Source organism: Mycobacterium sp. D16Q13, from assembly GCF_002013375.1.
In the GTDB taxonomy this organism is placed as follows: domain Bacteria; phylum Actinomycetota; class Actinomycetes; order Mycobacteriales; family Mycobacteriaceae; genus Mycobacterium.
The window spans coordinates 173,335-198,610 of sequence record NZ_MAEW01000011.1 but is presented as its reverse complement, the minus strand read 5'-3'; the positions used below and the strand labels follow the sequence as shown (position 1 = coordinate 198,610).

Sequence of the window (25,276 nt, the reverse complement as noted above, 5' to 3'; positions counted from 1 at the left end):
CACATGGCTCTTCGGCATTCGCCCGGTATGGAGGCGCTGACAACCTACGATGTCCTGATGGGAGCGGTCCGCCGCACCGGAGGAGGCGTGAAGTATGCGCGTATTGGTCACTGGCGGTACCGGATTCGTGGGTGGATGGACGGCGAAGGCCATTGCCGACGCCGGGCATCAGGTCCGTTTTCTGGTGCGCAAGGAGGCCCGCCTGCAGACCACGGTGGCGACGCTCGGTGTCGGCGTATCCGACTACGCCGTCGGCGATATCACCGATCGGGACTCGGTCGAGGCCGCGCTCGACGGATGCGACGCGGTAGTGCACAGCGCGGCCATGGTCAGCACGGATCCCCGGGAAGCCGACCGGATGATGTCCATAAACCTCGAAGGCGCCCAGAACGTTCTCGGGACGGCGGTTGACCGGGGCCTCGATCCGATTGTGCACGTTTCCAGCATCACCGCGCTGTTTCGGCCGGGTCTGGAGACCTTCGAAGCCGACCTGCCCGCGGCCGGAGGCAGCGACGGATACGGTCAGTCGAAGGCGCGGGTCGAGCTGTACGTGCGCGACCTGCAGGACTCTGGTGCACCGGTGACCATCACCTACCCGGGCATGGTGCTGGGACCGCCGGTCGGGGATCAGTTCGGTGAGGCAGCCGAGGGGGTGCGCTGGGTCCTGCTGATGAGGTCCGTCCCGGGACGCAGCGCGGCCTGGCTGGTGGTCGACGTCCGAGACCTCGCTGCCCTGCACGCCGCGCTGTTGGAACCGGGGCGGGGCCCGCGACGCTACACCGCGGGCGGTCATCGGCTGGAGGTCGACGAGCTGGTGAACGTCTTGACCGATGCGGCCGGCAGCACCGTGCTGGCCGTTCCGGTGCCCGACTCGATGCTGCGGGTCGCGGGAACGGTCATGGATCAGCTTGGCCGGTATGTGCCGCTCGATACTCCGATGACCGAGGCAGGGATGCAGTACTACACACAGATGCCCGCGTCCGATGACTCGCCCAGCGAGCGTGAACTCGGGGTCACCTACCGTGACCCACGGGAAACCCTGACGGACACCATCGTCGCCTTGCGCGGTCAGAAGGCGACCTCGAGATTGTTCGGCTTATGGCCCTTCTCCGAATAGAGCGCGCCAGTGCGCTGTCCGTCGGCGAAGCTTTCGCGCGAATCACCGAGTGGCCGCGGCACAGTGAGCACATTCCGCTGACGACGGTATCGGTGACGAGCGCGCCGCCTGCGGGGGTGGGTACCACGTTTGTGGGGCGAACAGGTCTGGGAGCCATAGGTTTTGACGACCCGATGACGGTCACGTGGTGGCAGCCGCCACGAGAGGGGAGCCCTGGCCGCTGTCGGCTGGAGAAGACGGGGACCTTGATTCTGGGATGGGCTGAGATCGAGGTAGAGGCGCAGGGCAGTGGTTCACGCGTCGTGTGGACCGAAGAGGTGAGCATTCGGGGCGTGCCGCGCGTCTTCGACCGATTGGCACAGGCGGGCGGGCAGTGGATGTTCGGCCGCGCGATCGACGGATTACTGCGCTAGCGGGAAGCGCGCCACTGCGCGATGGCGATTCCGATCTCGGTCGCGGGTGGGTCGCCGTAAATCCACTCGCGCGCAATGCGATGCCAGTTGCCGGTGACATTGAGCTGGCCGAGTACACCGAAGGTGTAGAAATCCGCGCGGCGCGAGAAAATATGCTCGGGAGGCAGGTTTTGCCTGCGCATCCCGGAGAACTCGCTCGAACGTGGGTCCACCGCGAGAATCATCGCACTAGAAGCGATTTCCGGGGTGATGGTCATTTCCTCGTCGACAAGATTCCACCCCGAAGCCGCATGGCAGTACTCCAGACAGTCCTGGGGGGTGACGTCCGAATGCGGCTCCACGATCCCGCGCGTCACCATCGCGTCGTACATGTCCTGGGCGCGGCCCTCGGTGGCAGCGCGCATGATCGTCCGTTCGAAGTCGACGTGTTCGGGGTTCATTCGGTTGTACAACCCGAAGTCCACGAATCCGATGGTGCCGTCGGCCGCGCGCAGAATGTTCCCCGGATGCGGGTCGCCGCAGAAGTCGTTGTCCTGGAACAGTGATCCGATATAAAACCGGAAGATGAGCTCACCGATGCGGTTGCGTTCCTCGTCATCGAGTGTCTGCATGAAGGGAAAGGCTTGCCCGTCCAGGAATTCCGTCACAAGAATCTGCGAGGTGCACAGCTCGGGTAGGCAGTCGGGGATGACGATGAACGGGTGTCCGCGATAGCGTTCGGCGATCTCGTGTTGCGTGCGAGCTTCCCGCGGATAGTCGAGCTCGCTTTCCAGATTCATGGAAATCTCGTCCATGAAGGCCGAATTGGACAGCGTCGGTAGCGCTTTACGCCAAAACTTGGTGAACAGCGCGAGGTTCTGCATGTCTGCTCGTACCGCGTCATCGACGCCGGGGTATTTGACCTTGACCGCGACCTCGCGCCCGTCGTGCAGGATGGCGCGGTACACCTGGCCGATGGAGGCGGCGGCGACAGGAGTTTCGTCGAAATCGCGGAAGTTCTTCCGCAGCGCTCCGAGGTTGGACTCGATGATCGGGCGCATCACCGTAAACGGCTCACGCGGAGCCTGATCGCGCAGCCGGGCCAACTTCTGGCGGAAGCGCTCGCGATGGGCTTCGGGCACCATGTCCACTTCCAGCATCGACAGCAGTTGGCCCAGCTTCATCGCCGAGCCCTTGAGCCCGCCCAGCACGGTCACGAGCTGATCGGCCGCCTGCAGTGTGGAGCGTTCCGCGAGGAGCGCGCGTGCTTGTTCGGATCGCCCGATCATGGAGAGCCGGCTGCTCGCGGTGCGTACCGCCTGCCCGGCTGCCAACTTGCCAAGCGCCCGGCCACGGGTGATGCGTGCCAGGGGGACCCCGTCGGTCATGCGGTGCCGCCGCGCGCGCTGGTGAATGCCAGGTGTAGAGGCTGGTCGGGATCAAGTGTGAGGCCGTTGAACTCTGCGATCGATGCGGCGAGTCCGGAGAGGACGGTGGTCAGGTACTCCACGAATGTCTCAATGGGCATCGGTTGCGCACGTTGCTGATTGGGGCCCAGGAACCATTCGGTGGCGGTACCGATGGCACCCGCGGCAGAGCTGACCGCTAAGTCGGCGTCGTCGATGTCCACCGTCTCGTCGTCGATCGCATTCGACAGTATTTCGGCGATGTCGTGCGTCATCTGCTGCGCGGTCTCGACCAAACGCTCAGTGCCATCACTGGAATTGACGAAATGGCCGTGCACGATGAAGCGCAACACATTCGGGTGATCCGAAATCATGCGCGCGTACTCCTGGGCGCCATGCTGGACCAACTCGCGGGCCGAGTCGGCCAGCAGATTTATCCGGTCCATGGCCGCGTTCCACACCATGTCTTGTACGCGTTCCAGCACGGCGCTGTGCAGGTCTGCCTTGTCTTCGAAGTAGCGGTACAACTTCGGTTTGGCTACTCCCGCCTCTCGGGCGATGTCGTCCATGCTGACGATGGAGCCGATGGCGTCGATGGCGCGAAACGCGGCGTCCACCAATTCTTCCCGGGCAACCTTGCGGCGGTCGCCACGTCGGGCGGCGCCGGGGCCGACCTTTGACGCGATGGCTGTACTCACGCTTTCCACGCCTCTCATCACCAGTGATGGTACGTGTGCCCGGCCTCTGGTTCGCCAGTTCGGGACGACACACGCGTGCTGCCTATTGTGCTAGCGCCGTGCGGTATGGATACTACCAGTAGTACTCGGAGTACTACTAAGAAATCGCCAGGTCAGACGTCAATGGAGACGTCCCAGGAAGGAGTTCCGTCATGGCTGTTGTCGAGCAGGGGCGGCGGGGAGTCGCGGCACGCGAGTTGCCCAAGGTGCGCCGGATGAACTTCCGATTCGGTGAGCCGGCCCCCATGAAGAAGCACTACGTCGAGGGCGACATCGTCTTCAGTCACTTGGTGTCGCTCCTTTCCGGCGCGTTTCCCCCCGGTGAGGAGTCCTTCATCAGGTCCGTGCGCAACTACGCCGACCAGATCACCGACCCGGTGTTGAAGAAGCGGGTGGCGGGCTTCATCGGACAGGAGGCCATGCACGGCCGCGAGCATCGCAAGCTCAACGAGAAGATCATCGATATGGGCTATCCCTTGGTCCGGATCATGAACTTCGAGGAGGGGAGCCGGCGCGAGAAATTCGTCATCGCGCTGGAGAAGCGCGCACCCAAGATCGCACATCTGGCGATGACCGCCGCTGCCGAGCATTACACGGCGGTGCTCGCCCAGCGGGTGCTCTCCAGCGCTGAACTGCAAGAGATTCCGATGTCCGACGAGGTTCACCACCTCCTGAACTGGCACGCCATGGAGGAGATGGAGCACAAGTCTGTCGCCTTCGACGTGTATCGCTCGGTGGGTGGTCCGGAGTCGGTGCGCATCGGCGTGATGTCGCTGATTTGGGCGGGCACGCTGCCCTTGATGACGCTGGCCGTCTTGGCGTCGATCCTCACCGACCCGAGTGGATGGAAGCCGTTGGCAGTGCTGCGGCAGACCATCGATGTCTACCGCGGCCCGCTGGTAAAGGGTTTGATGCGTGATATCGCCGAATACATGCGCCCCGGATTTCATCCCGACGATGTCGACACCGAGGAGCTGCTCGAAGAATGGCAGGGAATCCTCTTCGGTTCCGAGGGCGAGCTGAATGATCGCTTGCCGGGCCGCCGTGCGGTGGGCCAGTGACGGCAGAAGCCATCCGGGTCACCGGCAGCGACACCACCGGGAACGCGGTCCTGGAGGTTGAAATCTACGGCAGCACACATGTTCTGGACTGGCCGAGGGGTAAGAAGCTGCTCGACGTACTCCTGGACGCCGGGATCGACGCGCCCTATGTATGTCGTGAATCAGCCTGTGCCACCTGCATGTGCTCGGTGCGATCGGGTCAGACGCGGATGCTGATGAACGAGTCTCTCATCGACAGCGAGGTGGCCGAGGGGTTCACGCTGGCGTGCCAGACGCTGCCGGAATCTGACCGGGTGCAGATCTTCTTCGACGCGTGAGCAAGGACTCCCGCGACACCTGGCGGAAATTGCGCCAGGCGTCGCGGGAGAACCGTGCCCGGGTCCACCCGCAAACCCGCAGGGCGGGGCCATGATCCAATACCACCGCAGCGGTGGCGCCTGCCGCCACGACCATCCAGCACGCGCGCAGCAGGATTTTGATGGTCCGGGGAGTGGACGCGAATCCCTCGTGTAGCGAGTCGATCTGGAACGCCACGTGATGATGCTCATCGTCGAGGATTCGCATCGACATCGCCTCCACCGCGGGGTCGCCGCACTGCGACATCGCGGCGTAGTAACTCAGGGCGATCACCTCGGCCACCGTCAGCACCATCACCTCCCAACGCAGCGTGAACATCCGGCGAGCCGATATGAACACCGAGTTCGACCAATGTCGCGACAGCGGCGGCACATCGAGGTGCTCCAGGCTTCGGCCCAGGAGGTGGGCGTGCTGCTGTTCTTCGGCGACGAACAATTCCAGCGCCCGCGCGTAGTGGGGGTCACCTGTGCGCGCCTTGCGGAGCAGCACCTCGCCATTGCCGCGTTCGCCGATTTCGAAGCGCTGCAGGGAACGGCCGATGGCCGACGCGGCCTCCCTGGACAGCATGGTGTCGCCGCGCCAGTTGATCGCGGCATCGACCTCCCGGTTGCGCGTACGGTTCCGTTCGAAATGGTCGACCCAGTTCATGCCGCACGGTAGCAATCAGTTGTGAAGCACCTGTGAAGACGCAGATGGGTCTTGCAGTTAGGCATGAATACTCAGGGATAAGCTGAGTATCTGCTGATCGAGTGAGGTGGATCGACTATGGCGACATTTGACCTGCTGGTGCGTGGCGGCCTGGTGTTCGACGGGACGGGCGCACCCGGCCAAGCTCTGGACGTCGGGATTCGCGGCGGCAAGGTGGTGGCCATGGCCCCCAGCCTGTCGAGTGCCGACGCGAGCGAGGTCATCGATGCCGACGGCAAGTGGGTTATCCCCGGCATGGTCGACGTGCATACCCACTATGACGCCGAGGTGCTGGTCAGCCCGGGACTCGGCGAATCGGTGCGGCACGGTGTCACGTCCGTCATTTACGGCAACTGCTCGATGTCCGCCGTGTACGCGGATCCGGAGGATGTTGCCGATCTTTTCGCCCGGGTGGAGGCCCTGCCGTGGGATGCGGTTCATTCCGCCCTCAAGGAGCACAAGGACTGGGACGGGCCACGTGGGTACCGCAAGTGCATCGAGTCACTTCCCTTGGGCGCCAACGTCGCAACGCTGATCGGGCACTCGGATATCCGTGCGGCGGTCATGGGTCTTGCGCGTGCGACCGACTACGACGAACGCCCCACATCCGAGGAGCTGACCCGGATGCGGGCCATGGTGGCCGATGCCCTGGACGCCGGTTTCGTCGGCTTGTCCACCGACCGGCTGCGTTTCTCCAAGCTGGAGGGCACCCGGTTCGCGGGTCGGCAGTTGCCGTCCACCTACGCGACCTGGCGCGAGTACGGCGCGCTCTATGACGTGGTGCGCCGCCGGGGCGCGGTGGTGCAATCGAACCTCGACGTGGAGAAGCGGCCCGAGACGGTCATGCACTTCTTGCTCAGCGGTGCTCGCCCCTGGCGGCGCTCCCTCAAGACCACGCTGCTGGCGGCCTTTGATCTGAAGAGCAACCGGTCGGTGATCAATCTCCTGAAGGCGGCGACCGGCGCTCTGAACCCGCTACTGCGCTCCCAGGTCAACTTCCAGCTGCTGGCGGTGCCGTTCCATCTGTACTCCGACGGTATGGATTTGGTGATTTTCGAGGAATTCGCCTCGGGCACGGCGGCACTGGATATCCGTGATCAGCTCCAGCGGGTCGATCTGATCAGGGACGAGGGGTATCGGCGACGGTTCCGCAAGGAGATGGCCCAGAAGTACGGGGTGGTGGCCTGGAATCGCGATATGTACGACACGGAGATCGTTGGTTGCCCCGATGAGTCGGTGGTAGGCAAGTCGTTTGGTCAGGTGGCAGACGATCGTGGGGTGCAGCCCGTCGACGCCTTCCTCGACCTCGTGTCCGAGTACCCGGGCAAGGTGCGCTGGCACACCACCATCGCCAATGACCGAACCGACATTCTGAACGAGGCCATCAAGTACCGCCATTTCCAGCTGGGCAACAACGACTCGGGTGCGCACCTGCGCAACATGTCCTTCTATAACGCGGGGCTGCGGTTACTCAAGCGCGTGAAGGAGGCCGGCGAGGCGGGCGTGCCCTTCATGCCGCTGGAAGCCGCGGTGCACCGGCTCACCGGCGAACTCGGTGGGTGGTACGGACTGGATGCCGGCCGTCTGCGCATTGGAGACACTGCCGATATCGCGGTGATCGACCCTGCGGGCCTTGATGATTCGCTGGAGGAGTATCACGAGCAGTTCATGGACGAATTCGGGGTGTCGCGGCAGGTATGCCGCAATGACAAGGCGATCGCGGCCACGGTCGTCGGTGGGCAGCGGGTGTACTCCTACGGCACCTTCGTCGAGGGCTTCGGCAGCACGGTCAAGGCGGGCCGGTTCCTGGCCGCGAGCTAGCTCAACCAGCCCATGTTCTTCCCGAAGGCCTCGGCCGCCGGAGACAGTGAGCCCAGCTCGCTGCTGCGCCGCACATAACCTTGGATGGCAACCATGAACTGCATCGGGTTATAGACGTCTTCCTCGTTGGCCCATTGATTGTCGCCGGCGTAGCGGAAGATGCTGATATTCGTTGCTTCCCAGATGCTTCCGTCGCCAGGGTCCTTCATCCGATTGACCAGCTCGCAGATGACCCAGCCGTGTTCCTCGTCGACCACGTGCCAGTTGGAGAAGTAGTGCGGCATCTCGGCTCCGGGGAACTCCGACATGGTCTTGACCATGGATTCGCGGATGGCCTCGCGCCCCTCGAACGTTCCGTAGGTCGGTTCGATATAGCTGGCTTCCTCGGCGAATAGGTCGGCGTATGTGGCCCACTCACCCTTGGGGCCTATCTCATCGACCACCCGGAGGGATGGTCGAACATGTTCTGCAGCTCGTCGCGTGACCACTGTCCCATGGCGGGACACTAACACCGGTCACGAATCCGAATCCGGGCTTTCGCCGGTATCACTCCGGAATTGAAAGCGGCGCACAGAAATTCGCGCGGCTACAGTAGGCCGAGCTGTTCGAGGTCCGTTGCGTACTTGACGATGAGATCCCGGGTGAGGTGGGGGATGTCGATGTTCTGGACGGCCTGGACGCCTTCGCGGAATCTGGTCGCGGGTATGAAAGCCCCGTTGTGCGCGTGCTGCGGGTACCGGTACGCGTGCAGCAGTGGCAGCAGGGAATGCTGTTTTTGTTTTTCGGGCAGGCCGCGGAGGGCGGTGCCGAAGCGGGTGAACCAGTCGCCGTAGTTGTCGATGCGCTGGATGGGGTAGCCGGCGTCGATGAGCCAGTCGACGAAGTTGTCCAGCGAGATGCCGTCGGAATGTGGGTTTACCGAATCGTAGGTCTGAAATCCTTCAGAAGACGCAACTGCGCTGCCGAGTGCGGTAATGGCTGATGCCGTGAAATCGGCTGGCAGCCCGTCATAGTGGGCGTGCGGACGCTCACTCGTCGCCTGTTTCTGGTAAAACGATCCGGGTGCGATGCCGGTGGCGATGAGGCTGAGGATCAGGCGGGTGAACTGGTCGGGGACGTTGAGCTGGCCGGTGTAGCGGCTGTGGGCCAGGATCATGTCGGAGCGGAACACCGCGACCGGCAGGCCGCAGAGGTCGTGCGCTTCGCGCAGCAGCACCTCGCCGGCCCACTTGGCATTGCCGTATCCGTTGGCGTACCCCTCGTCTATTGGCCGGACCGCACTGATGGTGCGGATGTCGGAATCCTCATTGAACACCCCGGGATCCACCGACATGGCCACGGCGACAGTGGACAGATAGGTGACAGGCTTGATCGTGGTGGTCAGTGCCAGCTTGATGATCTCCGCCGTGCCAACGACATTCGGGCCGAACAGCTGGCTATAGGGGAGCACGTGATTGACCAGGGCCGCGGGGTGAACGATGACGTCCACGGTGTCGGCCAGGCGCTGCCAGGTGTCCGCATCGAGCCCCAGGTTCGGGTCGCCGATGTCGCCGGGCAGCACCTCCAGGTGTTTTTCGGCCAGCGCCCGGAAGTGCGCAAGCAGCTGCGCGTCTCCGCTGTCGAATGCCTCTTCCAGGCGGCGGTAGGCGGCGTCGGCGTCCTTGCCGCGGATGATGGCGATGAGCTTGCCGCCGGTCTTGTCCAGGCATTCAAGCCATTCCAGTGTCAGGAACCGTCCTAGGTAGCCGTTGGCTCCGGTGAGCAGCACCGTCTGCGGGACTCCGACCGCTCGGGGGAGCGCGGGGGCCGCCCGCAGCGTGGCTTCATCGATGAACTTGTCCAGGGTCAGGTCGGCGGTGCGGATCTCGGTGTGCCCGGCGCCGTGCACCGTTTCGGCGGTGGGTCGGGCCGACCCGGAATCGCGGTGCTTTTCGATGATGCGCGCGATGGCGGTCACATCGTTCGCGGCGCTGACGATATCGCCGACCGGAACGTCGACGGCGAAGATGTCGCGGAGCAGATCCGAGAATGACAGGGCAGAGAGGGAATCGCCGCCGAGGTCGATGAAATGCGCGTCCGGGCTGACCTCTGCCGCGGACAGCCCCAGTAGCGCCGTCACCGCACGTTGCACGGTGTCGAGGACCGGCTTGCCCTCGTGTCCGGCCGCGTGCAGCGCCTGCAGTTCGAGCGTCTGGGCGCTCGCGATATCGGAGTACAGCTGTTCGAGACGGGCACCGTACTTCTCGTGCAGCTTGGGGCGAGCCAGCTTCGCGATACCGGTGAGCAAGCCGTTGGCGGCCGTGAACGGCTCGGTCTCCACCAGGAAGTCGCGGGGCACCTCGTAGGGTTGCAGCTCGGCATCGCGGGCCACCTGCTGAAGTGACTCGGCGATCAGGCGTCTGAGTAGTTCGTCATCGCCGTGGCTTAGCTCGAACGCCTCGGAGGTCGGTACCACCACGGCCAACAGATACGATCGCTCGCTGCTTCCATAGACGCAAATCTGGTGCACCAGTGGGCTGTTGGCATACTCGGCCTCCAAGTTGGCGATCGCGACGAACTCGCCCTGAGACAGCTTGATGACGTTGTTGCGCCGGTCGACGATCTGGATCTTGTCGGGTTCAAGCTCGGCGACGATATCGCCGGTCTTGTAGTACCCATCCGGATCGAACACATCGGCCGTGACATCGGGACGCTTGAAGTAGCCTCCGAACACCGACTCGGCCTTGACGAGCAGCTCACCGCGCGGGTGCGGCTTGTCGGTGGAGAAGTAGCCCAGCTCGGGCACATCGATCAGCTTGTAGTCGATGACGGGCGGGCGCTGGATTCGTCCGTTGCGCACAATGACCCCGGCCTCGGTGGATCCGTATCCGTCGGTGATGCGGGCGTCGAGGCAGGACTCGATGAACGCCGCGAGCTCTTCCGATAATGGCGCAGAGCCGCAGACGATTGTCAAAACGCGTCCCCCGAAAAGGTTTTCACGGATCTCGGCTTTGACGTCCGCGCCGAGTGCGGCGAGGTTGGCCGCGGGATCTTCCCCGGCGCGGCGTTCGACCTCATTGCGGTAACGCTGAAAGAGCATGTCGCACACGCGGGGAACGAGAGTCACCACCGTGGGGCGGGTGAGGGTGATGTCCTCGAAGAGGGTGGACATATCGCTGGACGCCGCGAAGTAGGCAAGGCCGCCACAGGCCAGCGCGGTGACCAGGCTGCCGCGTCCCATCACGTGGCTCATCGGCATGAAATTGAGATTGATCAAAGGAATTTCGGCCTTGGAGCTCAGGGTGTCGGCCCGCAGCCATGGTTTGGCGACCATCTTCTCGGTGTATGTGGCGCCCTTGGGGGTGCCCGTACTTCCCGAGGTGTAGATCACCAGGGCCAAGGGGTCGTCGCCTTCGGCGGCGGTGAACAGGGGAGCCTCCGGCAGGGCGCGCCCATGTCCGATCACCGCGGATATCACGTCAACGGAAATCGGCAGGCCGGCTTCGGCGATCCGGTGCTGCGCGGATTCGATGCTCTCGTGCTGTGTGTCGACACCGGGGTGGTAGTCGAAGACAGTGATATGCCGCAGGGACGGCGTAACGAGTGCCGATTCCATTGCCGCATCCAATAACTCGGCGCTTACGGCCAGTACCGAGGGTTCGGACTCGGCAAGGATCGCGGTCCAATTCGATGCGGGCGCGCTGGTCTGCAGCGGCACCGCTACCGCGCCCAGGTGGATGCACGCGAGATCAACCGCAGTGTAGTCGACGCTCGTGAAGCCGAGCATCGCGACAAAATCGCCGGTCCGCACCGGAGCGTGGGCATCGTGATGCCAGGCAGAAGCCAGCGCACGGGCCATACCCCACAGCTCGCCGTAGGTGACGGTCTCGAATTCGGGCAGCGGACGCAGCGTCGAGCGTCCCGCCTCATCGGTGACGAGCTTCTGGGCGCGGTGTCCGAGGGCGGGACGTTCGGCGTATCCGTCCATGATCGTGGCGACCACCTGTGCGAGCCGCAGACCGGGCACCGCGACGGCGGCATCGACCGCGGTGTCAGGTTTGGCGGCCCGGAACTGCGGATCCTCGGTGAAGAGACGCCTCACGCGGTCACCCAACCGCTGACGACGTGCTTCCTTCGTATGGGCAGCGGTGGCGTCGATCGTCATATCGGGCAGCTTACGAAACCGTCGATTCTGTAAGCGCGGGGGCTCACCTGGACCTACAGAAGACCGAGCTGTTCGAGGTCCTTGGCGTACTTGACGATCAGCTGCCGCGACAGACGAGGAATGTCGGTCGTGCCGTCTTGGCCGACCGGGCCGATTCCGGCCGCCTGGACCGCGTGCTGGAAACGCTTGGCCGGAACTACTCCATGGTCTTCGGCGCCGGAGGGTTGTTCGAACGCGTGCAGCAACGGCAACAGAGAGTGCTGCTTTTGCTTTTCGGGCAGGCCGCGGAGGGCGGTGTCGAAGCGGTCGAACCACTCGCTGTAGTTGTCGATGCGCCGAATGCGGTAGCCGGCGTCGATGAGCCAGTCGACGAAGTTGTCCAGCGAGATGCCGTCGGAATGGGGGTTCACACAGTCGTACGTCACATAGGCCTCGGGGCCCTCCGGCACCTGCGTGCCCAACGTCGTGATGGCCTCTGCGGTGAAGTCACCCGGCAGCCCGTCATAGTGCGCACGGGGACGCTCAGCCGTGACCTGCGCCTGATAAAACGATCCGGGTGCGATGCCGGTCGCGATCACGCTGAGGATCAGGCGGGTGAACTGGTCGGGGACGTTGAGCTGGCCGGTATAGCGGCTGTGGGCCAGGATCATGTCGGAGCGGAACACCGCGACCGGCAGGCCGCAGAGGTCGTGCGCTTCGCGCAGCAGCACCTCGCCCGCCCACTTGCTGTTGCCGTAGCCGTTTGCGTACAGCTCGTCCACGGGGCGCACCGCGCTGATGAGCCGGATATCGGACTCTTCGTCGAAGGTGGCCGGATCGACATACGCCGCGACCGCGACCGTGGACAGATAGGTGATGGGCTTGATCTTGGTGGTCAGTGCCAGCTTGATGATTTCAGCGGTCCCAACGACATTCGGGCCGAACAGCTGCTTGTAGGGCAGTACATGGTTCACCAGTGCGGCCGGGTGCACGATCACGTCCACGGTGTCGGCCAGGCGCTGCCAGGTGCCGGATTCCAGGCCGAGGTCGGGGTCGCCGATATCGCCCGCGAGCACCTCCAGCTGCGTTTCGGCCAGCGCCCGGAAGTGCGCAAGCAGTTCGGTGTCGCCGGTATCGAACGCTTCCTCGAGGCGGCGGTAGGCGGCGTCGGCGTCCTTGCCACGGACGATGACGATGAGCTTGCCGCCGGTCTTGTCCAGGCGTTCAAGCCATTCCAGTGCCAGATAGTGGCCCAGGTAGCCGTTGGACCCGGTCAAGAGCACCGTCTGCGGGACTCCGACCGCTCGGGGGAGCGAGGGGGCCGCCTGCAACGTGGCCTCGTCGATGAACTTGTCCAGGGTCAGGTCTGCGGCGCGGATCTCGGTGTGCCCGGCGCCGTGCACCGTTTCGGCGGTCGGTCGGCTTCCGCCCGAATGGCGTTGCTCATCAACGAACTTCGCGATACCGCTGAGGTCGTTCGCGGCACTGACGATGACTCCGACGGGGACCTCGACGCCAAAGATATCGCGCAATAGATCAGAGAAGGACAAGGCGGACAGTGAATCGCCACCCAGGTCGGTGAAATGTGCGTCCGCGGTGAGTTCGGCCGACGAGACGCCCAGTAGAGCCTGTGCAGCCTTGAGCACCGTCTCCAGCGCGGGCTTATCGGGATCGTAATCGGAACGCAGCCGGTGCATTTCCAAGCTCTGCTGCTCGGCGATGTCGGCGTACATCTGTTCCAGCCGATCGCCGTAGTGCGACTTGAGGTTCGGACGGGCCAGCTTGGCAATGCCGGTCAGCAGTCCGTTGCCCTGGGTGAATGGCTGGGGCTCGATGATGAAGTCGCGCGGGATCTCGTAGGACTGCAACTGGATCTCTCGGGCGATGTCCTGCAACGAATCCGCGATGGTCGCCTTCAGTGCCGCTGCGTCGCCCTGTGCGGCCGCGACGGCTTCCGGTGTCGGCACCACGACCGCCAGCAGATAGGACCTTTCGCTGCTGCCATACACGTAGATTTGGTGCACCACAGGGCTGTTGGCGTACTCGGCTTCCAGTGTGGCGACCGCGACGAACTCGCCCTGGGACAGTTTGAGCACGTTGTTACGGCGATCGACAATCTGGATGTTGTCGTGGGCGAGCTCGGTGACAATGTCGCCGGTCATGTAGAAGCCGTCTTCGTCGAAGACGCCTGCGGTGACCTCGGGACGCTTGTAGTAGCCGAGGAACATGCCGTCGGTCTTCAGCAGCAGCTCACCGCGCGGGTGCGGCTGGTCGGTGGAGAAGTACCCCAGCTCGGGCACGTCGACCAGCTTGTACTCGATGACCGGCGGGCGTTGCACGACTCCATCACGGAACACCATGCCCGCCTCGGTGGATCCGTATCCGTCGGTCAGATGCAGCTCGAAGCAGGACTCGATGAATTCGCCCAGCTCTTCGGATAGCGGTGCCGAGCCCACCATGACCGCCAGTACACGTCCACCAAAGAGGTTGTCACGAATCTCGGCCTTGACCTCTGCGGCCACCGCATCTGGATCCGCGGCGTGACCGCTGGCGAGGCGGCGATCCACCTCCGTCTGGAACCGCTGGAAGACCATGTCGCATACGCGGGGCACCAGGGCGAGTGCGGTGGGGCGGATCAGCTCCATGTCGTCGAAGAGCGTTGACATGTCGCTGGATGCGGCGAAGTACCCGAGTCCACCGGTGGACAGCGTCGAAGTGAGTGTGCCGCGGCCCATGATGTGGCTCATCGGCATGAAGTTCAGTCCGATCATCGGCAGGTTCTCGGTCCCGGCCATGACGTCTTCGCGAATCCACCAGCGGCGCACGATGTTCTCACTGTGCATGGCGCCCTTGGGGGCCCCGGTGCTGCCGGAGGTGTAGATCAGCAGCGCGAGCGGGTCGTCGCCGTCGGAGGGTGCGTAGAGCGGGGCCGCGGGAAGCTTTGCGCCGCGGGTGATCACCCCATCGAGCGGCTCGATGGTGATACCGGTTCCCGCGAGCTGTGCGCTAGCGGCGTCGAAGGCCTCGCGTTGCGCATCGACCTCGGGGGTGTAGTCGAACACCACGACCTGCTTGATCGACGGGGTGGCGAGTACCGATTCCAATGCGGTGCCGATCAATTCGACGCTCACGGCCAGCGTGTTGGGTTCGGTCTCGGCGAGAATGGTGGTCCACTGCGACGCCGGTGCACTGGTCTGCAGCGGAACCGCGACCCCGCCGAGAATCATGATCGCGAGGTCCAGCACGGTGTAGTCGATGCTGGTGAACCCGAGGGTCGCCACCAGGTCGCCACCGTTGACCGAATGAGCCGCGTCGTGGTGCCAGTATGCTGCGACAGACGTTGTCCGGGACCATAATTCACCGTAGGTGGTGGTGTCGAAACGGGGGAGCAGCCGCAGCACGGTCCGGCCCTCGTGGTCGGTGACCAGTTCACGTGCACGCTCGCCCAGCGCCGGGCGCTCGGCGTATCCGGTCATCAACGTCGCGATGGCCTCGGAGAGATGTAGGCCGGGGCGCAGTACCTGCTCGGCGACCGTGCGATCGGGTGCAGTGGCGCGGAACTGTGGATCGCTCTCACGCAGATTTTCGATGCGGCGGGCCAGCTGCTCCAGCTGCGGGTCGGTCTCGTGGGTCACGGTCATGGCAGCCTCAAATCAACAGGGTGTTCTTTGGAAGTCTGAAAAGTAGATTACCTAAACTAACGATATATCCAGATATGGTATTCCTCACAACAGGCTCCCACTATCCGGGATGCAAATCCACTGCCGACGCGGCCGCGGGAACCGTTGCGCTCGCGCCTTCCCGCACGAAGGATTATCCGGCTTACGTGCTGTGAAAGGGATTGCCATGGCGCACGCGGCGGTTGCTCACGGGGGCCGGCGGGGCGCCGGTGCTCGCGGGTTTACACGAAGAATGGGCATCGATGGTCGAGCCCTGAACCGTGCTGTGGGCCGAGGAAATGGCCGTCGATGGTGTACCCGATGTGGCGGGGTGGGATCAGGTTCGGGTGAACTCCACGATGTCGCGCCACCGGCTTCCGGTCGCCGAGGCAAAGGCGAAACCCCCTGATTCGGCGAGGGCGCGTAGCTCGGAGATGCTCAGGCGATCGGGGTCGAGGAAGATCTCCTGGAACACCAGCCGTCCGCCGGGTTTGAGCGCCTTGTGCAGCGACCGGATGCATGCGGTCTTGTCGGGGACTTCGCCGATCACGCTGGCGAGGAAGGCGATGTCAAAGGAGTTGTCCGGGAAGGGAAGTCCATTGCTGGCGTCGCCCGAGTGAAATCCCGCGTTCCGATATCCGGCCCGGTCGAGTTTGCGTTTCACCTTGTCGAGCATCTCGGGCTGCACGTCGAACAAGTCGAGATGGCCGGACGGGAGTCGTGGGGCGATCTGCACGCTGAAGATTCCCGGCCCTGGGCCGATCTCCAACACTCGTTCGTCACCACGCAGCGCCAGCCGCTCGGCTACGCCCGCGGGATTCACGAACCTTCGATGAATCGGATTGTCGAGCATGAAGGCCGCCTGGTGAGGAAACGGGAAGTCGCCCACCCTGCGCACCTGGCGTACCACGGTGTCCATCCATGTTGTCGGCATGAAATAAGGGTACCCTTACTTCTGCTGTGGTGGGGCTCTCGCTAGTGGTGGCCGCCACCGCTGCTGCCACCGCCGCCGTAACCACCACCGCTGCTGCCGCCCGAACTGGGTGCCTGTGTCGCGGTGCTGTACGTCGGTGCCTCCCGCGTGGGCGCGTCGCGTGTAGGCGCCGCGGTTTCTGGCGCCGACGCTCGTGACGGGGGCGTCTCACGCTCGACGGGTGTCTGCTTCGCTGGAGCCTCGGTCGGGACCTGCTGGGGCGCAGGTTCTACGGTCGCCCGCGGTGCGGGCGCTTCGGACGTCGGCGTCTCGTACGTCGGCGTGCTGCGCTGCTTGGTCGGTTCGGGAGCGACCGATGGCTCGGCTGTTTCCGGTGGTGCTGTGGTGACCGTTTGGCGTGGCGTTGGCGTGACCGGTGTCTCGTGAGTCGGGGCCGTCGGCGTCGTCACGGGCGCGGAGGTCTCCTCCTTCGGTGTGGGTCCGGGAGCAGCCGAGGTGGGAGCGGGAGCGGACGGGCTGGTGGTGGCATCGGTCGGAGGCCCGGACGTCGGGGTCGGTGAGTGTGACGGTTCGGTCGACGGGGCCGGGCTCGACGTGCTGGACGTTGCGCGCGGCTCCGTGGACGGGGCCGGTGTCAGTGGCGGAACCGTCGGCAGTGACGGGGGTGTGAAATCTTCGGGCACTTGCTTGGGCGGAACTGTCGGCACTGGCGCCGTCAATACCGGTGGGGCGGCGGGCTTTACCTCGGCAGGGGGCACCGATGTCGGTGCCTTTTCGGGAGCCGGGGGCGGGGTGGCCAATTCCTTGCTGAAGTTTCGGACCGACTTAGTCGACAGATCCTTGATGAGATCCCCCGATGGACGGGCGGACTTGTCATCGGTGAGGAACTGCGCGAGTGACGCATCGAGGTTCACCACCGGCTCGGACAGTACCGGGCGGTCGGCGACCCGGGCGGTGCTGGTTACGGGGGACCAGTCGCGCTCTAACGGGTTGTCCCAGCCGCGATTCAGGTTCCAATCCCGGTATTGCGCGGGATTGATTCCATGCGCTTGATCCCACAGGTTGCGGCTGTACACCGGGTTGGTGTTCTGGAACTTCCAGTCGTAGTACTCCCGATACGGGTGATACCGGTCGTACCAACCCTGGTCGCGGGGATCGTCGTCGCGGAACTGACCCCATTCGTTGCGGCCGTCCCGATCTCGACCGTCGCGGTTGTAGCCCGACCAGTTGTAGCCGTCCCAGTTGTAACCCGACCGGTCGTAACCCCATCGGTCGTAACCCCATCGGTCGTAACCCCATCGGTCGAAGCCCATGAAGTCGAACCCGTACCGGTTGAAGCCGGACAGTCCCCAGTTGAACCAGTCCAAGACGTTGTATCCGTAGAGCAGAGACCACGACGGGTCGTAGCCACCCAGATCGAGCAGGTTGGGCGTCAACGGCGGCGCGACCGGAGCCGGCCAGTCGGCAACGGGATCGACCGGAATTCCGGGAGGCGGGGGAGCCGAGTAGGACTGCGGTGCCGGGCCCGGTGCGCTCGCGGCGGCGGCGTAGCCCCAGCTTGGCGGCGATGACGCCGGTGCGGCGGGCCCCACGTTGGCGGCCAGATTCGCGTCGGTGTTCACGCCTGGGGGCGCGGGTAGCGCGGGAAGTTGCTGTGCCTGTTCGGGTGTGTACTGGCGCAGCTGCTGAGTGAGCTGCAGATAGAGGTTCTGCAGTGTGGTGCGTTCATTGGAGGCGGAGACGAACTCCAGTCCTCGTTTGGCCTCGTTGAGTGAGGTACGCGCCTCGGTGAGTTGATCGGGAGAGGGCTGCGTGCCATTGCCCAGGATGTCCTGGGCGTTCTTGAGCGGGGAAACCACGGCACGCACAGCCACGTCCTGGGAGTGAGTGGTGAAGACGGTTTTGTTCAAGGCCCACAGTGAACCGCCGGGCTCGGCGCCATAGGCCGCGCCCAGTAACACCGCCACCAGCAGACCGATCAGCGTCCCGAAGGCCGCAGCACGCAGCTGCGGCTCGCCGGGTGCGTACTTGGCCGACGATGCGGGCGGTTCGGGGTCGTTCTCGGGGAACTCCCACGCCCGCATCGCGGTGTCCTCGACGGGAGGCGGAACAATCGTCATCTCAACCCTCTGTACTACCGGCGCCCCCACCACACCGGGCGGAGACAACTATCAGCACTAATTCACACCGAACTCTAGGTATTCCATCGCCAGGGTAGTCGCGGTCGTTACCGATTCTCATGGATCCGGTGAGTCCGCTATCAGCGACGTTGGGGCGCAATCAGTCCCGGTACATTGCCCACAGCGTGGGGCCGTCGGGCGCCGGTTTGATCTCGTCGACCACGGTGAATCCGAAGCGTTCGTAGAGCGGGTTATTGCGGATATTGGAGCTCTCCAGATATGCCGGACCTTCGATCTGATCGATCTGGTGTTTGAGGAGGGCTGAGCCGATGCCTCTGCCGGGGATGGCGGCACCGATAGTCGCCAGATACCAGTGCGGGTGCTTGGGCCGGACCGCGGCGGCGGCACGCGCCAGGGCGACACCGCGGAAGACGCCGAGCCGCACCCCGCCGAGAAGCAACGGGATGGCGCGCATCCGCTGCGCACCCGGAGGCTCCCAGCTCGGCGGATCCCAATGCGCGGCTCCCACCGCCACACCGTCGTCGTACAGCAGGTACTCACCTTGGCCGGAGCCGTGCAAGGCCAGCGAGATCCCACGGAATATCGCCACGTCACGCCGGGGGTCGGAGTTCACCCAACGCAGTACGGGATCCTCTGCGAATGCCGTGGCGATCACGCGGTGGGCAACGGCCTCAGTGGTGGAGTCGATGTCTCGGATCTCACGGGTCATATGTGTTCTACGAGCCCGGTGCGTCGAAGGTTCCCGATCAGGTGTCGCTGTGACGCATCACAACGGCGGCCGTGATCGCGGTGGCGACCAGGACCAGCGTCGATACTCCCGCTACCGCGTGGATTCCGTCGGTCCATCCGGTTCTGGCGAGCTCAGCCGCGGCGGCGCCCGCCTCGCCACCGATGTCCTTGGCGCGCGCCATGGCCTGCCCGAGTGTCTCGTGCACGTGGGTGCGTGCGGCGAAGATGGCGGAGGCGAGGGCACCGAACAAGGCCAGTCCAAAGGCCGTCCCGAGCTCAAAGCTCATCTCGGAAATGCCCGTGGCTTGCCCGGCCCGCTCGGTCGGGGCGGCATTGAGCGCTACGGCCGAGACGAACGTGAACATGACACCGGCCCCGGCGCCGACGATCACCGTCGCCGCGATGTAGACGCCCACCGGCCCGTGCGGGCCCACGGCGAGGAGGACCGCGTTGCCGACGGCCATGGCCAGCAGAGACGTCACAAACGTCCAGCGCTCCCCGAGTAGACGCTCGATACGTGCCGCGTCCATCGAGAAGTAGGCGACCGTCAGCGCCATGGGTAGCCCGAGGAAGGCTGCGGCCAGTACGTCGAAACCGAGCACCGACTGCAGGTAGAGCCCGGTGAGGTAGGTCGTGGCGCCGAACGTCGCCATCGCGGCGACGGTGCCGACGATCGCCACGGTGAAGGTCCGGTTGCGGAACAGGTCCAGTGCGAGCAGCGGGTGCGGGCAGCGCATCTGCTGCCGGATGAACATCACCAGGGTGACGACGCCGATCACGCCGGTGATCGCGACAGATAGCGAGAAGCCATGCGTGGCTGCGGCTTTCACGGCGTATACCAGTGTCATGATTCCGGTCATCGACAGCGCGACGCCGGCGAGGTCAAAGGGTTCCAGGACGGGGTTCCGGTATTCGGGGATGAGCGCGTTGGCGGTGAGCAGCAGCACGATTAGCACCGGAACGTTGATGAGGAACACCGAGCCCCACCAGTAGTGGTGCAACAGCAGGCCGCCGATGACGGGTCCGACGGCGGCGCCGAATGAGAAGGCTGCGGCCCAGATGCCGACCGCAAGCGCCTTCTGGCGGGCGTTGGGGAACATGACGCCGATGAGCGCGAGGCTGGCGGGCAGCAGGGTGGCCCCGCCGATACCCATCAGTGCGCGGGCCGCGATGAGGGCCAGTGGAGTGGGTGCGAATGCGGCGATCACCGATGCGATGCCAAAAAGCGTTGCACCCCAGAGCATGAGGCGTCGGCGTCCCCACCGGTCGCCGAGGTTGCCCATGGTGATAAGCAGTCCGGCGAGCAGAAATCCGTACACATCCAGGATCCACAGCTGTTCGGCCGCCGACGGATTGAGCGACTCGGACAGCCGTGGCATCGCCAGGAATAGCACGGAGACATCCATGGACACCAGGAACACGGGCAGCAGGAGAGTGGCCAGCCCGAACCAGGTACGGCGTCCAGCGCGGGCGCCTTCTGGCGTCGCGTTTTCGGGCGCAGTGCTCTTACAGGTGGTCATGGGGTATCGCTCCGGTGATATTTTTGGCGCGTACGGCGTACGCAGTAGACTGGGTACACTGTACGCAAATTGGTGAAGCCGGTCAATCGAGTTATGGAGGGAGCATCGTGACCGATCCGCGTCTCACGCTGGAATCGATTGTCGCCAAGGCCATCACGATTGCCGATGCGGAAGGCCTGACCGGTGTGTCCATGCGCAAGATCGCCGAGGCTCTCGGCGTGGGCGCCATGTCGCTGTACCGCCACGTCGCCGACAAGGATGCGCTGCTGGTCGAGATGACCGCCGAGGTCACCCGGCGATTCGCCTATCCCGCTGACATGCTGGGTGACCCAGACTGGCGGGCACGGGTGCGCGTCGCCCTCGAATATGACTTCAATCTGTACAGCACCCATCCCTGGGTGCTGTTGGCGTACGCGGTGCCACGCAACGGGATGCAGCCCGACACCCTGGTGTGTTTCGACTGGTTGTTGGAGGCCTTCGGTCACCTTGGGGTTCCGGTGCCTGAGGCGGCGGAGTTAGCGTTTCAGGTGTGGAGCTACTCGCAGGGCGTCGGTCTCGGTGCGGTCGGTGGGCAGCTTGTCTCCCCGGGTGCACGCACCGACTTTTCGGGATTGTCGGAGCTGATCGGCGGTAATGCCGAGCTGCCGGAGTCCCCGCGCCTGGCCGCACTGGTGGGGGTGGGTGACCTGCCGCAGGTGACCAATCCGCGTGAGGTGATCGTCAAGGGCGTGGAGATCTTGTGCGACGGGATCGCGCGACGCTACGGGTCGCTATAGATACCTGGCGATGACCGCGGCCTCTTCGCGCAGCTGCGTGGCGGCCTGGGCGTGGCCGAGCGTGTCGTAGCGCTCGGCTTCGGTGACACGATCATCGATCTGTGCCCGCAGGACGGCCCGCACATCGGCGGGGGAGAGCACCCTGCGAGCTGCCTCGGCTGACCCGAGGCCTCTTGTCGCACCAGCGACATGAGCGTTATCCAGGGAGGCTTGCGCTGCGTTGTCCATTGACTCGGCGTTGTCGATCGCGGCGATCGCTGTCCGCAGTGCACTCACGGTTCGGCTGTTGCGGGCCTTCATCGCGGTGCTGAGATCGGTGCGCATGGTTGTGCGCAGTACATGTGGGTCGTGGGTCGAGGTCATGGGGTGTCGAGCGTATCGAGAAGGATCGATGCCGGCCATCGGATATTCGACGGTGTCAAGCGGATCCGGCCAGGCCGACGCCGTCTTCGTATTCCACGATGTCGACCGTGGAGGCCGCACCCCCGGGTGTCGCGAGGATCCATCGCTCGCCCGAATCGGCGCCCGCATCCTCGATGTCGAAGAGCACCCGCTGGCGCAGTTCGTGGGCGATGGTCTGTGCCACCGCATCCTGGGATCGTGGCATCCGCGTGGTAGGCGGCCAGATGATGCACAGTCCCATCGCGAATCCGTCTGTGTACTCGGTGATCTGCACATAGCCATCCGCGTCGTCGACGGGATGGCCATCTGATTCCAGGGCAAGGCCACAGGCCTTGGTACAGGCCATGACCACCGCCGCATCGGAGGCGGCCCGCTCGACGAAGAAGTTCATGTAGTTGGGATCGGTCATGGTTGGTGCCCCGGTCAGGCGTCGCGATCGCGTGGCTCGTCGTCGGAATTGTTGCGCCACTCCGAGAATCGGCGTCGCACGTCGGTGGCGACATCGGTGACGCCCTGGCCGACGACATTGACCACGCCGTCGAGCGTGGATCCGAAGTTGCGCAGCGCGGAGATCAGCGGATCGGTGGAGGAATCGAAATTGTCCTTGTATGACTTTGCCGCGGAGCGGAATTCGGAACCCAGGTCAGCCTGTGCGTCCTCGTCGCGTCGCGGATAGTCGCCGCGGAGGATCGCGCCGTATTCGCCGCGGTCGATCCACTTGCTGAGCTCGGCGGCCCGCAATACCGAGAACGGGTGCGATTGCAGTTCGAGGTTGAGTAGTTTGAGCACGCCGTCACGCATATCGCCGGTGCGCTCGTACTCTGCCGCCTGAGCTAGAAAGCGCTGCGTGTCCATCTCGTCGAGGCGTGAGCCGCCGGCCAGCTTCATCTCCACCCGGATCGCGGTGTCCACGTCCTGACCACAGAGCATTCCGGCGCGGTCCCCGGAAAGCTCGGACTTGCGCTGCCATTCCATGAGCGCGGCGACGACGGCGCGCAGCGCCCACCCGCCGATCGGCATCCAGCCGAGGTTCCCCGCCAGCCGCATCAGGTGCATCAGCATGGTGCGGTACACCGCATGGCCGGAGAGTGCATGCCCGAGTTCGTGGCCGACGATGAAGCGCAGCTCCTGCTCGTTCATCAGGTCCAGCAGGGCGGAGGTCAGCACGATGAACGGTTGGTCCATGCCGATGGTGTACGCGTTGGCGTATGGCCCCTGAATGACGTAGAGCTCCGGGGTTTCGGGGGCATCGAGGATGCGAGCGCAGTCATTGAGGGTGTCGTGCAATGACGTGAACTGTCGATCGTCGACGCGGACGGCGGTCGCCAGATACATCAGCCGATGCTGCCGTTCCCGCAGCAGTGCGGCCAGCGCTTTGAGGACCGTGTCGAAGCCTTTGAGGCTGCGCAGTGTTTGCAGAGCTGCCCGGTCGGCCGGGTGCTCCCAGGCGCGTGTGCTGATTCCGGGAAACTCGGCATAGGTGCGAGTAGGCAGATCGGACATGGCATTCAACCTATCTGGTTACCGTGCTTACCGTGTGCGCCCGGCGAAATCGGGGAACGCGACAGCTGTTAGCGGATGCCGTCGCGGCAACGCCTGGTCTCGATGTCATGTGTCCCCCCGGAAGCGCTTCTTGTTAGGTCAGACGATCGCGCACACGTTTTGGTTCCCCGGGCACGCCTACGTATTCGTGTTCCGGAGTTCCCTCTGATACCACTCCGACTTGGTCCTCACCGCGTCCATCAGTGTCGGGTACTGCCCGATCCCGTTAGGGCCGCCAGCGCCGAGCTCGAACACGGTGCCCGGCTCGTCGCTGAAGTACGAATGGGCAACGGCGACGATCATGGCGTAGTCGTCCTCGGTGCCGAGAACGGGAATCAGCTGGTTGAAGGAGTGGGCACCAAAGTATTCGGGAGTCAGCGACGCGCCTTCGATGTAGGCCTTCATGCCCTCCCAGTTCGTCGAACCCGGCGCCGAATCGGCGAGGGAGAACAAGTCGTCGAAGCCACAGAAGGCGCGCATGCCGTCGGATATCTGAAGCAGTTCCCGGTGGTCGGCATCGAGATACAAGCCCCACTGCCGTTCCTTTGCGCGGATGTCCTTGCGTGTCGTCGGCTGGGGTGCGCCGGGGAGGTCGTACAAAGGGTCCTTTTCGTGCAGAGCCTTCTGCTGGTCGGCGAGCATCGACACGAGCGACGACCATTCGTCGTGCCGGGCAGCGCTGCTGGGGGACACACACGCACACAGGAATGCGCCGATGAGGAAGAGTGTCGCGCTGAACCGCACGCGACCCGCAAAACTTGCGTCCATCAGCAACGATAGCAAACGGCACGAAAGCGGGATGACGAAATTCAGTAACCGAGCTCCATCTTGACAACGATTGATGTCAACATAATCATTGCTCGGGGTGACACGCCTCGGCTCTGCCGCCGCAACGCGAAACAGTCAGCAGCACACGAGTTATGGGAGACCCGATGCGGGCCGTCAGGCACATGATCAACGTTCTCACGAGGCCGGTCAGCATCAGCTACCCATGGACTCCGACACTGTCCGAGCGCGTGGGCGGTCGGACAGTGTTGATCACCGGCGCGTCGAGCGGGATCGGCCGCCGGCTGGCCGAGAGGGTCGCGGAGGCGGGCGCTCGTGCGATTGTCACCGCACGCCGGGCCGATGAACTCGACGACGTCGTGCGCGAGATCACTGTGCGGGGCGGTGCCGCGCACGCTGTGCCCGGCGACCTATCGACCAGCGACGGCGCGGATGCAGTCGCCAACGAGGTGCTCGAACGCTATGGGGCACCGGATATTTTGGTGCTGAACGCGGGCAGATCGATCATGCGGTCGCTCGCAGATTCCGAACACCGGCTGCACGACTACGAGCGGACCGTGGCGATCAATTACCTCGGTGGTGTGGGCCTGGTGCTGCGCCTGCTGCCGGGCATGCGTGCCCGTGGCTCGGGGCATATCGTGCACAGCTCGTCGATTGGAGTGCTGGGCAACCTGCCCGACTTCTCTGCCTATGTCGGGTCGAAGGCGGCCATGGATGCGGTACTGCGTATCGCGGGCATTGAGAGCCGTGCCGACGGAGTGCGCGTCACCAACGTTCATCTCCCGCTGGTGACGACCGACATGATCGCCCCGTCGGACTGGAGCCAGTACGCATCGCTGACGCTGGAGGAGGGCGTCGACATGGTCGTCGATGCGCTCAGGCGGCGCAGTCGCGAGGTGAACAACCCACTGGGCACCCTGTACCGGGATTCCTACCGTGTACTACCGGGAATCGTGAGCCGGGTGCAGAACGATTACTACCGTTGGTATTCGGGCCGCGGCCGGAGCCCGGAAGGCCAGGTGGAAGCGGTGGCCGGCCCGTTGAGGTAGACCCCAATGGGCCCCTCTGCGTGGATATACTCGCCGA

20 protein-coding genes and 1 pseudogene are annotated in these 25,276 nt (G+C 64.4%); 7 read left to right on the top strand and 14 right to left on the bottom strand.

The window, feature by feature from the left end; all coding sequences use genetic code 11:
• Positions 1-94 precede the first annotated feature (94 nt).
• Both B4400_RS13915 and B4400_RS13910 read left to right on the top strand, forming a co-directional pair.
• Positions 95-1,117 (top strand): SDR family NAD(P)-dependent oxidoreductase, encoded by a 1,023-nt coding sequence (locus B4400_RS13915; RefSeq protein ID WP_078310911.1) that lies wholly within the window; start codon positions 95-97, stop codon positions 1,115-1,117.
• The gene (locus B4400_RS13910) at positions 1,099-1,530 is read left to right on the top strand and encodes an SRPBCC family protein (RefSeq protein ID WP_078310910.1); all 432 of its coding nucleotides are present in this window, start codon (positions 1,099-1,101) and stop codon (positions 1,528-1,530) included. The genes B4400_RS13915 and B4400_RS13910 overlap by 19 nt, the downstream gene beginning before the upstream one ends.
• On the opposite strand, the gene B4400_RS13905 is transcribed toward B4400_RS13910, so the two are convergent.
• A complete protein-coding gene (locus tag B4400_RS13905; RefSeq protein WP_078310909.1) occupies positions 1,527-2,897 on the bottom strand; it encodes an ABC1 kinase family protein in 1,371 nt (456 codons plus the stop codon). The two genes, B4400_RS13910 and B4400_RS13905, sit on opposite strands and share 4 nt — an antisense overlap.
• Positions 2,894-3,622: a TetR/AcrR family transcriptional regulator gene (locus B4400_RS13900; protein WP_078310908.1), complete on the bottom strand. Its 729-nt coding sequence runs from the start codon at positions 3,620-3,622 to the stop codon at positions 2,894-2,896. Before B4400_RS13900 ends, B4400_RS13905 begins: the two co-directional genes overlap by 4 nt.
• Positions 3,623-3,804: 182 nt before the next feature.
• On the opposite strand from B4400_RS13900, the gene B4400_RS13895 reads away from it, so the two are divergent.
• Positions 3,805-4,713: a metal-dependent hydrolase gene (locus B4400_RS13895; protein WP_078310907.1), complete on the top strand. Its 909-nt coding sequence runs from the start codon at positions 3,805-3,807 to the stop codon at positions 4,711-4,713.
• Entirely contained in the window at positions 4,710-5,030 is a 321-nt protein-coding gene (locus B4400_RS13890) for a 2Fe-2S iron-sulfur cluster-binding protein (protein ID WP_078310906.1), read from the top strand. Before B4400_RS13895 ends, B4400_RS13890 begins: the two co-directional genes overlap by 4 nt.
• Here the strand turns inward: B4400_RS13890 and B4400_RS13885 are convergent.
• Complete coding sequence (locus B4400_RS13885) at positions 4,969-5,718, bottom strand: ferritin family protein (protein ID WP_078310905.1); 750 nt, start codon at positions 5,716-5,718, stop codon at positions 4,969-4,971. The two genes, B4400_RS13890 and B4400_RS13885, sit on opposite strands and share 62 nt — an antisense overlap.
• Positions 5,719-5,835: 117 nt before the next feature.
• Between B4400_RS13885 and B4400_RS13880 the strand changes: the two genes are divergently transcribed.
• Positions 5,836-7,578: an N-acyl-D-amino-acid deacylase family protein gene (locus tag B4400_RS13880; protein WP_078310904.1), complete on the top strand. Its 1,743-nt coding sequence runs from the start codon at positions 5,836-5,838 to the stop codon at positions 7,576-7,578.
• Here the strand turns inward: B4400_RS13880 and B4400_RS13875 are convergent.
• The 7 genes and pseudogenes from B4400_RS13875 to B4400_RS13845 all read right to left on the bottom strand — a co-directional run bounded on the left by B4400_RS13875 (position 7,575) and on the right by B4400_RS13845 (position 20,684).
• Positions 7,575-8,074: pseudogene (locus B4400_RS13875) on the bottom strand (nuclear transport factor 2 family protein). The gene B4400_RS13880 and the pseudogene B4400_RS13875 sit on opposite strands and share 4 nt — an antisense overlap.
• A gap of 90 nt (positions 8,075-8,164) precedes the next feature.
• Entirely contained in the window at positions 8,165-11,722 is a 3,558-nt protein-coding gene (gene car, locus B4400_RS13870; RefSeq protein WP_078356023.1) for a carboxylic acid reductase, read from the bottom strand.
• Between the two features lie 53 nt (positions 11,723-11,775).
• Positions 11,776-15,342 (bottom strand): carboxylic acid reductase, encoded by a 3,567-nt coding sequence (gene car / locus B4400_RS13865; protein ID WP_078310902.1) that lies wholly within the window; start codon positions 15,340-15,342, stop codon positions 11,776-11,778.
• 355 nt (positions 15,343-15,697) lie between these two features.
• Positions 15,698-16,279 (bottom strand): class I SAM-dependent methyltransferase, encoded by a 582-nt coding sequence (locus tag B4400_RS13860; protein WP_078310901.1) that lies wholly within the window; start codon positions 16,277-16,279, stop codon positions 15,698-15,700.
• 56 nt (positions 16,280-16,335) lie between these two features.
• Entirely contained in the window at positions 16,336-18,414 is a 2,079-nt protein-coding gene (locus tag B4400_RS13855) for a hypothetical protein (protein WP_078356022.1), read from the bottom strand.
• A gap of 160 nt (positions 18,415-18,574) precedes the next feature.
• A complete protein-coding gene (locus B4400_RS13850) occupies positions 18,575-19,144 on the bottom strand; it encodes a GNAT family N-acetyltransferase (protein ID WP_078310876.1) in 570 nt (189 codons plus the stop codon).
• A 37-nt stretch (positions 19,145-19,181) separates the two neighbouring features.
• A complete protein-coding gene (locus B4400_RS13845; RefSeq protein ID WP_078310875.1) occupies positions 19,182-20,684 on the bottom strand; it encodes an MFS transporter in 1,503 nt (500 codons plus the stop codon).
• 107 nt (positions 20,685-20,791) lie between these two features.
• On the opposite strand from B4400_RS13845, the gene B4400_RS13840 reads away from it, so the two are divergent.
• Entirely contained in the window at positions 20,792-21,460 is a 669-nt protein-coding gene (locus tag B4400_RS13840; RefSeq protein ID WP_078310874.1) for a TetR/AcrR family transcriptional regulator, read from the top strand.
• On the opposite strand, the gene B4400_RS13835 is transcribed toward B4400_RS13840, so the two are convergent.
• The 4 genes from B4400_RS13835 to B4400_RS13820 form a co-directional block, all read right to left on the bottom strand.
• Complete coding sequence (locus B4400_RS13835; RefSeq protein WP_078310900.1) at positions 21,455-21,823, bottom strand: GatB/YqeY domain-containing protein; 369 nt, start codon at positions 21,821-21,823, stop codon at positions 21,455-21,457. The genes B4400_RS13840 and B4400_RS13835 overlap by 6 nt on opposite strands.
• Before the next feature lie 55 nt (positions 21,824-21,878).
• Entirely contained in the window at positions 21,879-22,271 is a 393-nt protein-coding gene (locus B4400_RS13830) for a hypothetical protein (protein WP_078310873.1), read from the bottom strand.
• A gap of 14 nt (positions 22,272-22,285) precedes the next feature.
• Complete coding sequence (locus tag B4400_RS13825; RefSeq protein ID WP_078310872.1) at positions 22,286-23,365, bottom strand: M48 family metallopeptidase; 1,080 nt, start codon at positions 23,363-23,365, stop codon at positions 22,286-22,288.
• A gap of 177 nt (positions 23,366-23,542) precedes the next feature.
• On the bottom strand, positions 23,543-24,052 hold the full coding sequence (locus B4400_RS13820; protein WP_078310899.1) for an SMI1/KNR4 family protein: 510 nt from the start codon (positions 24,050-24,052) through the stop codon (positions 23,543-23,545).
• Positions 24,053-24,336: 284 nt separating this feature from the next.
• Here B4400_RS13820 and B4400_RS13815 point away from each other — a divergent pair, with 284 nt between their 5' ends.
• Complete coding sequence (locus tag B4400_RS13815) at positions 24,337-25,239, top strand: SDR family NAD(P)-dependent oxidoreductase (RefSeq protein WP_078310898.1); 903 nt, start codon at positions 24,337-24,339, stop codon at positions 25,237-25,239.
• Positions 25,240-25,276 lie beyond the last annotated feature (37 nt).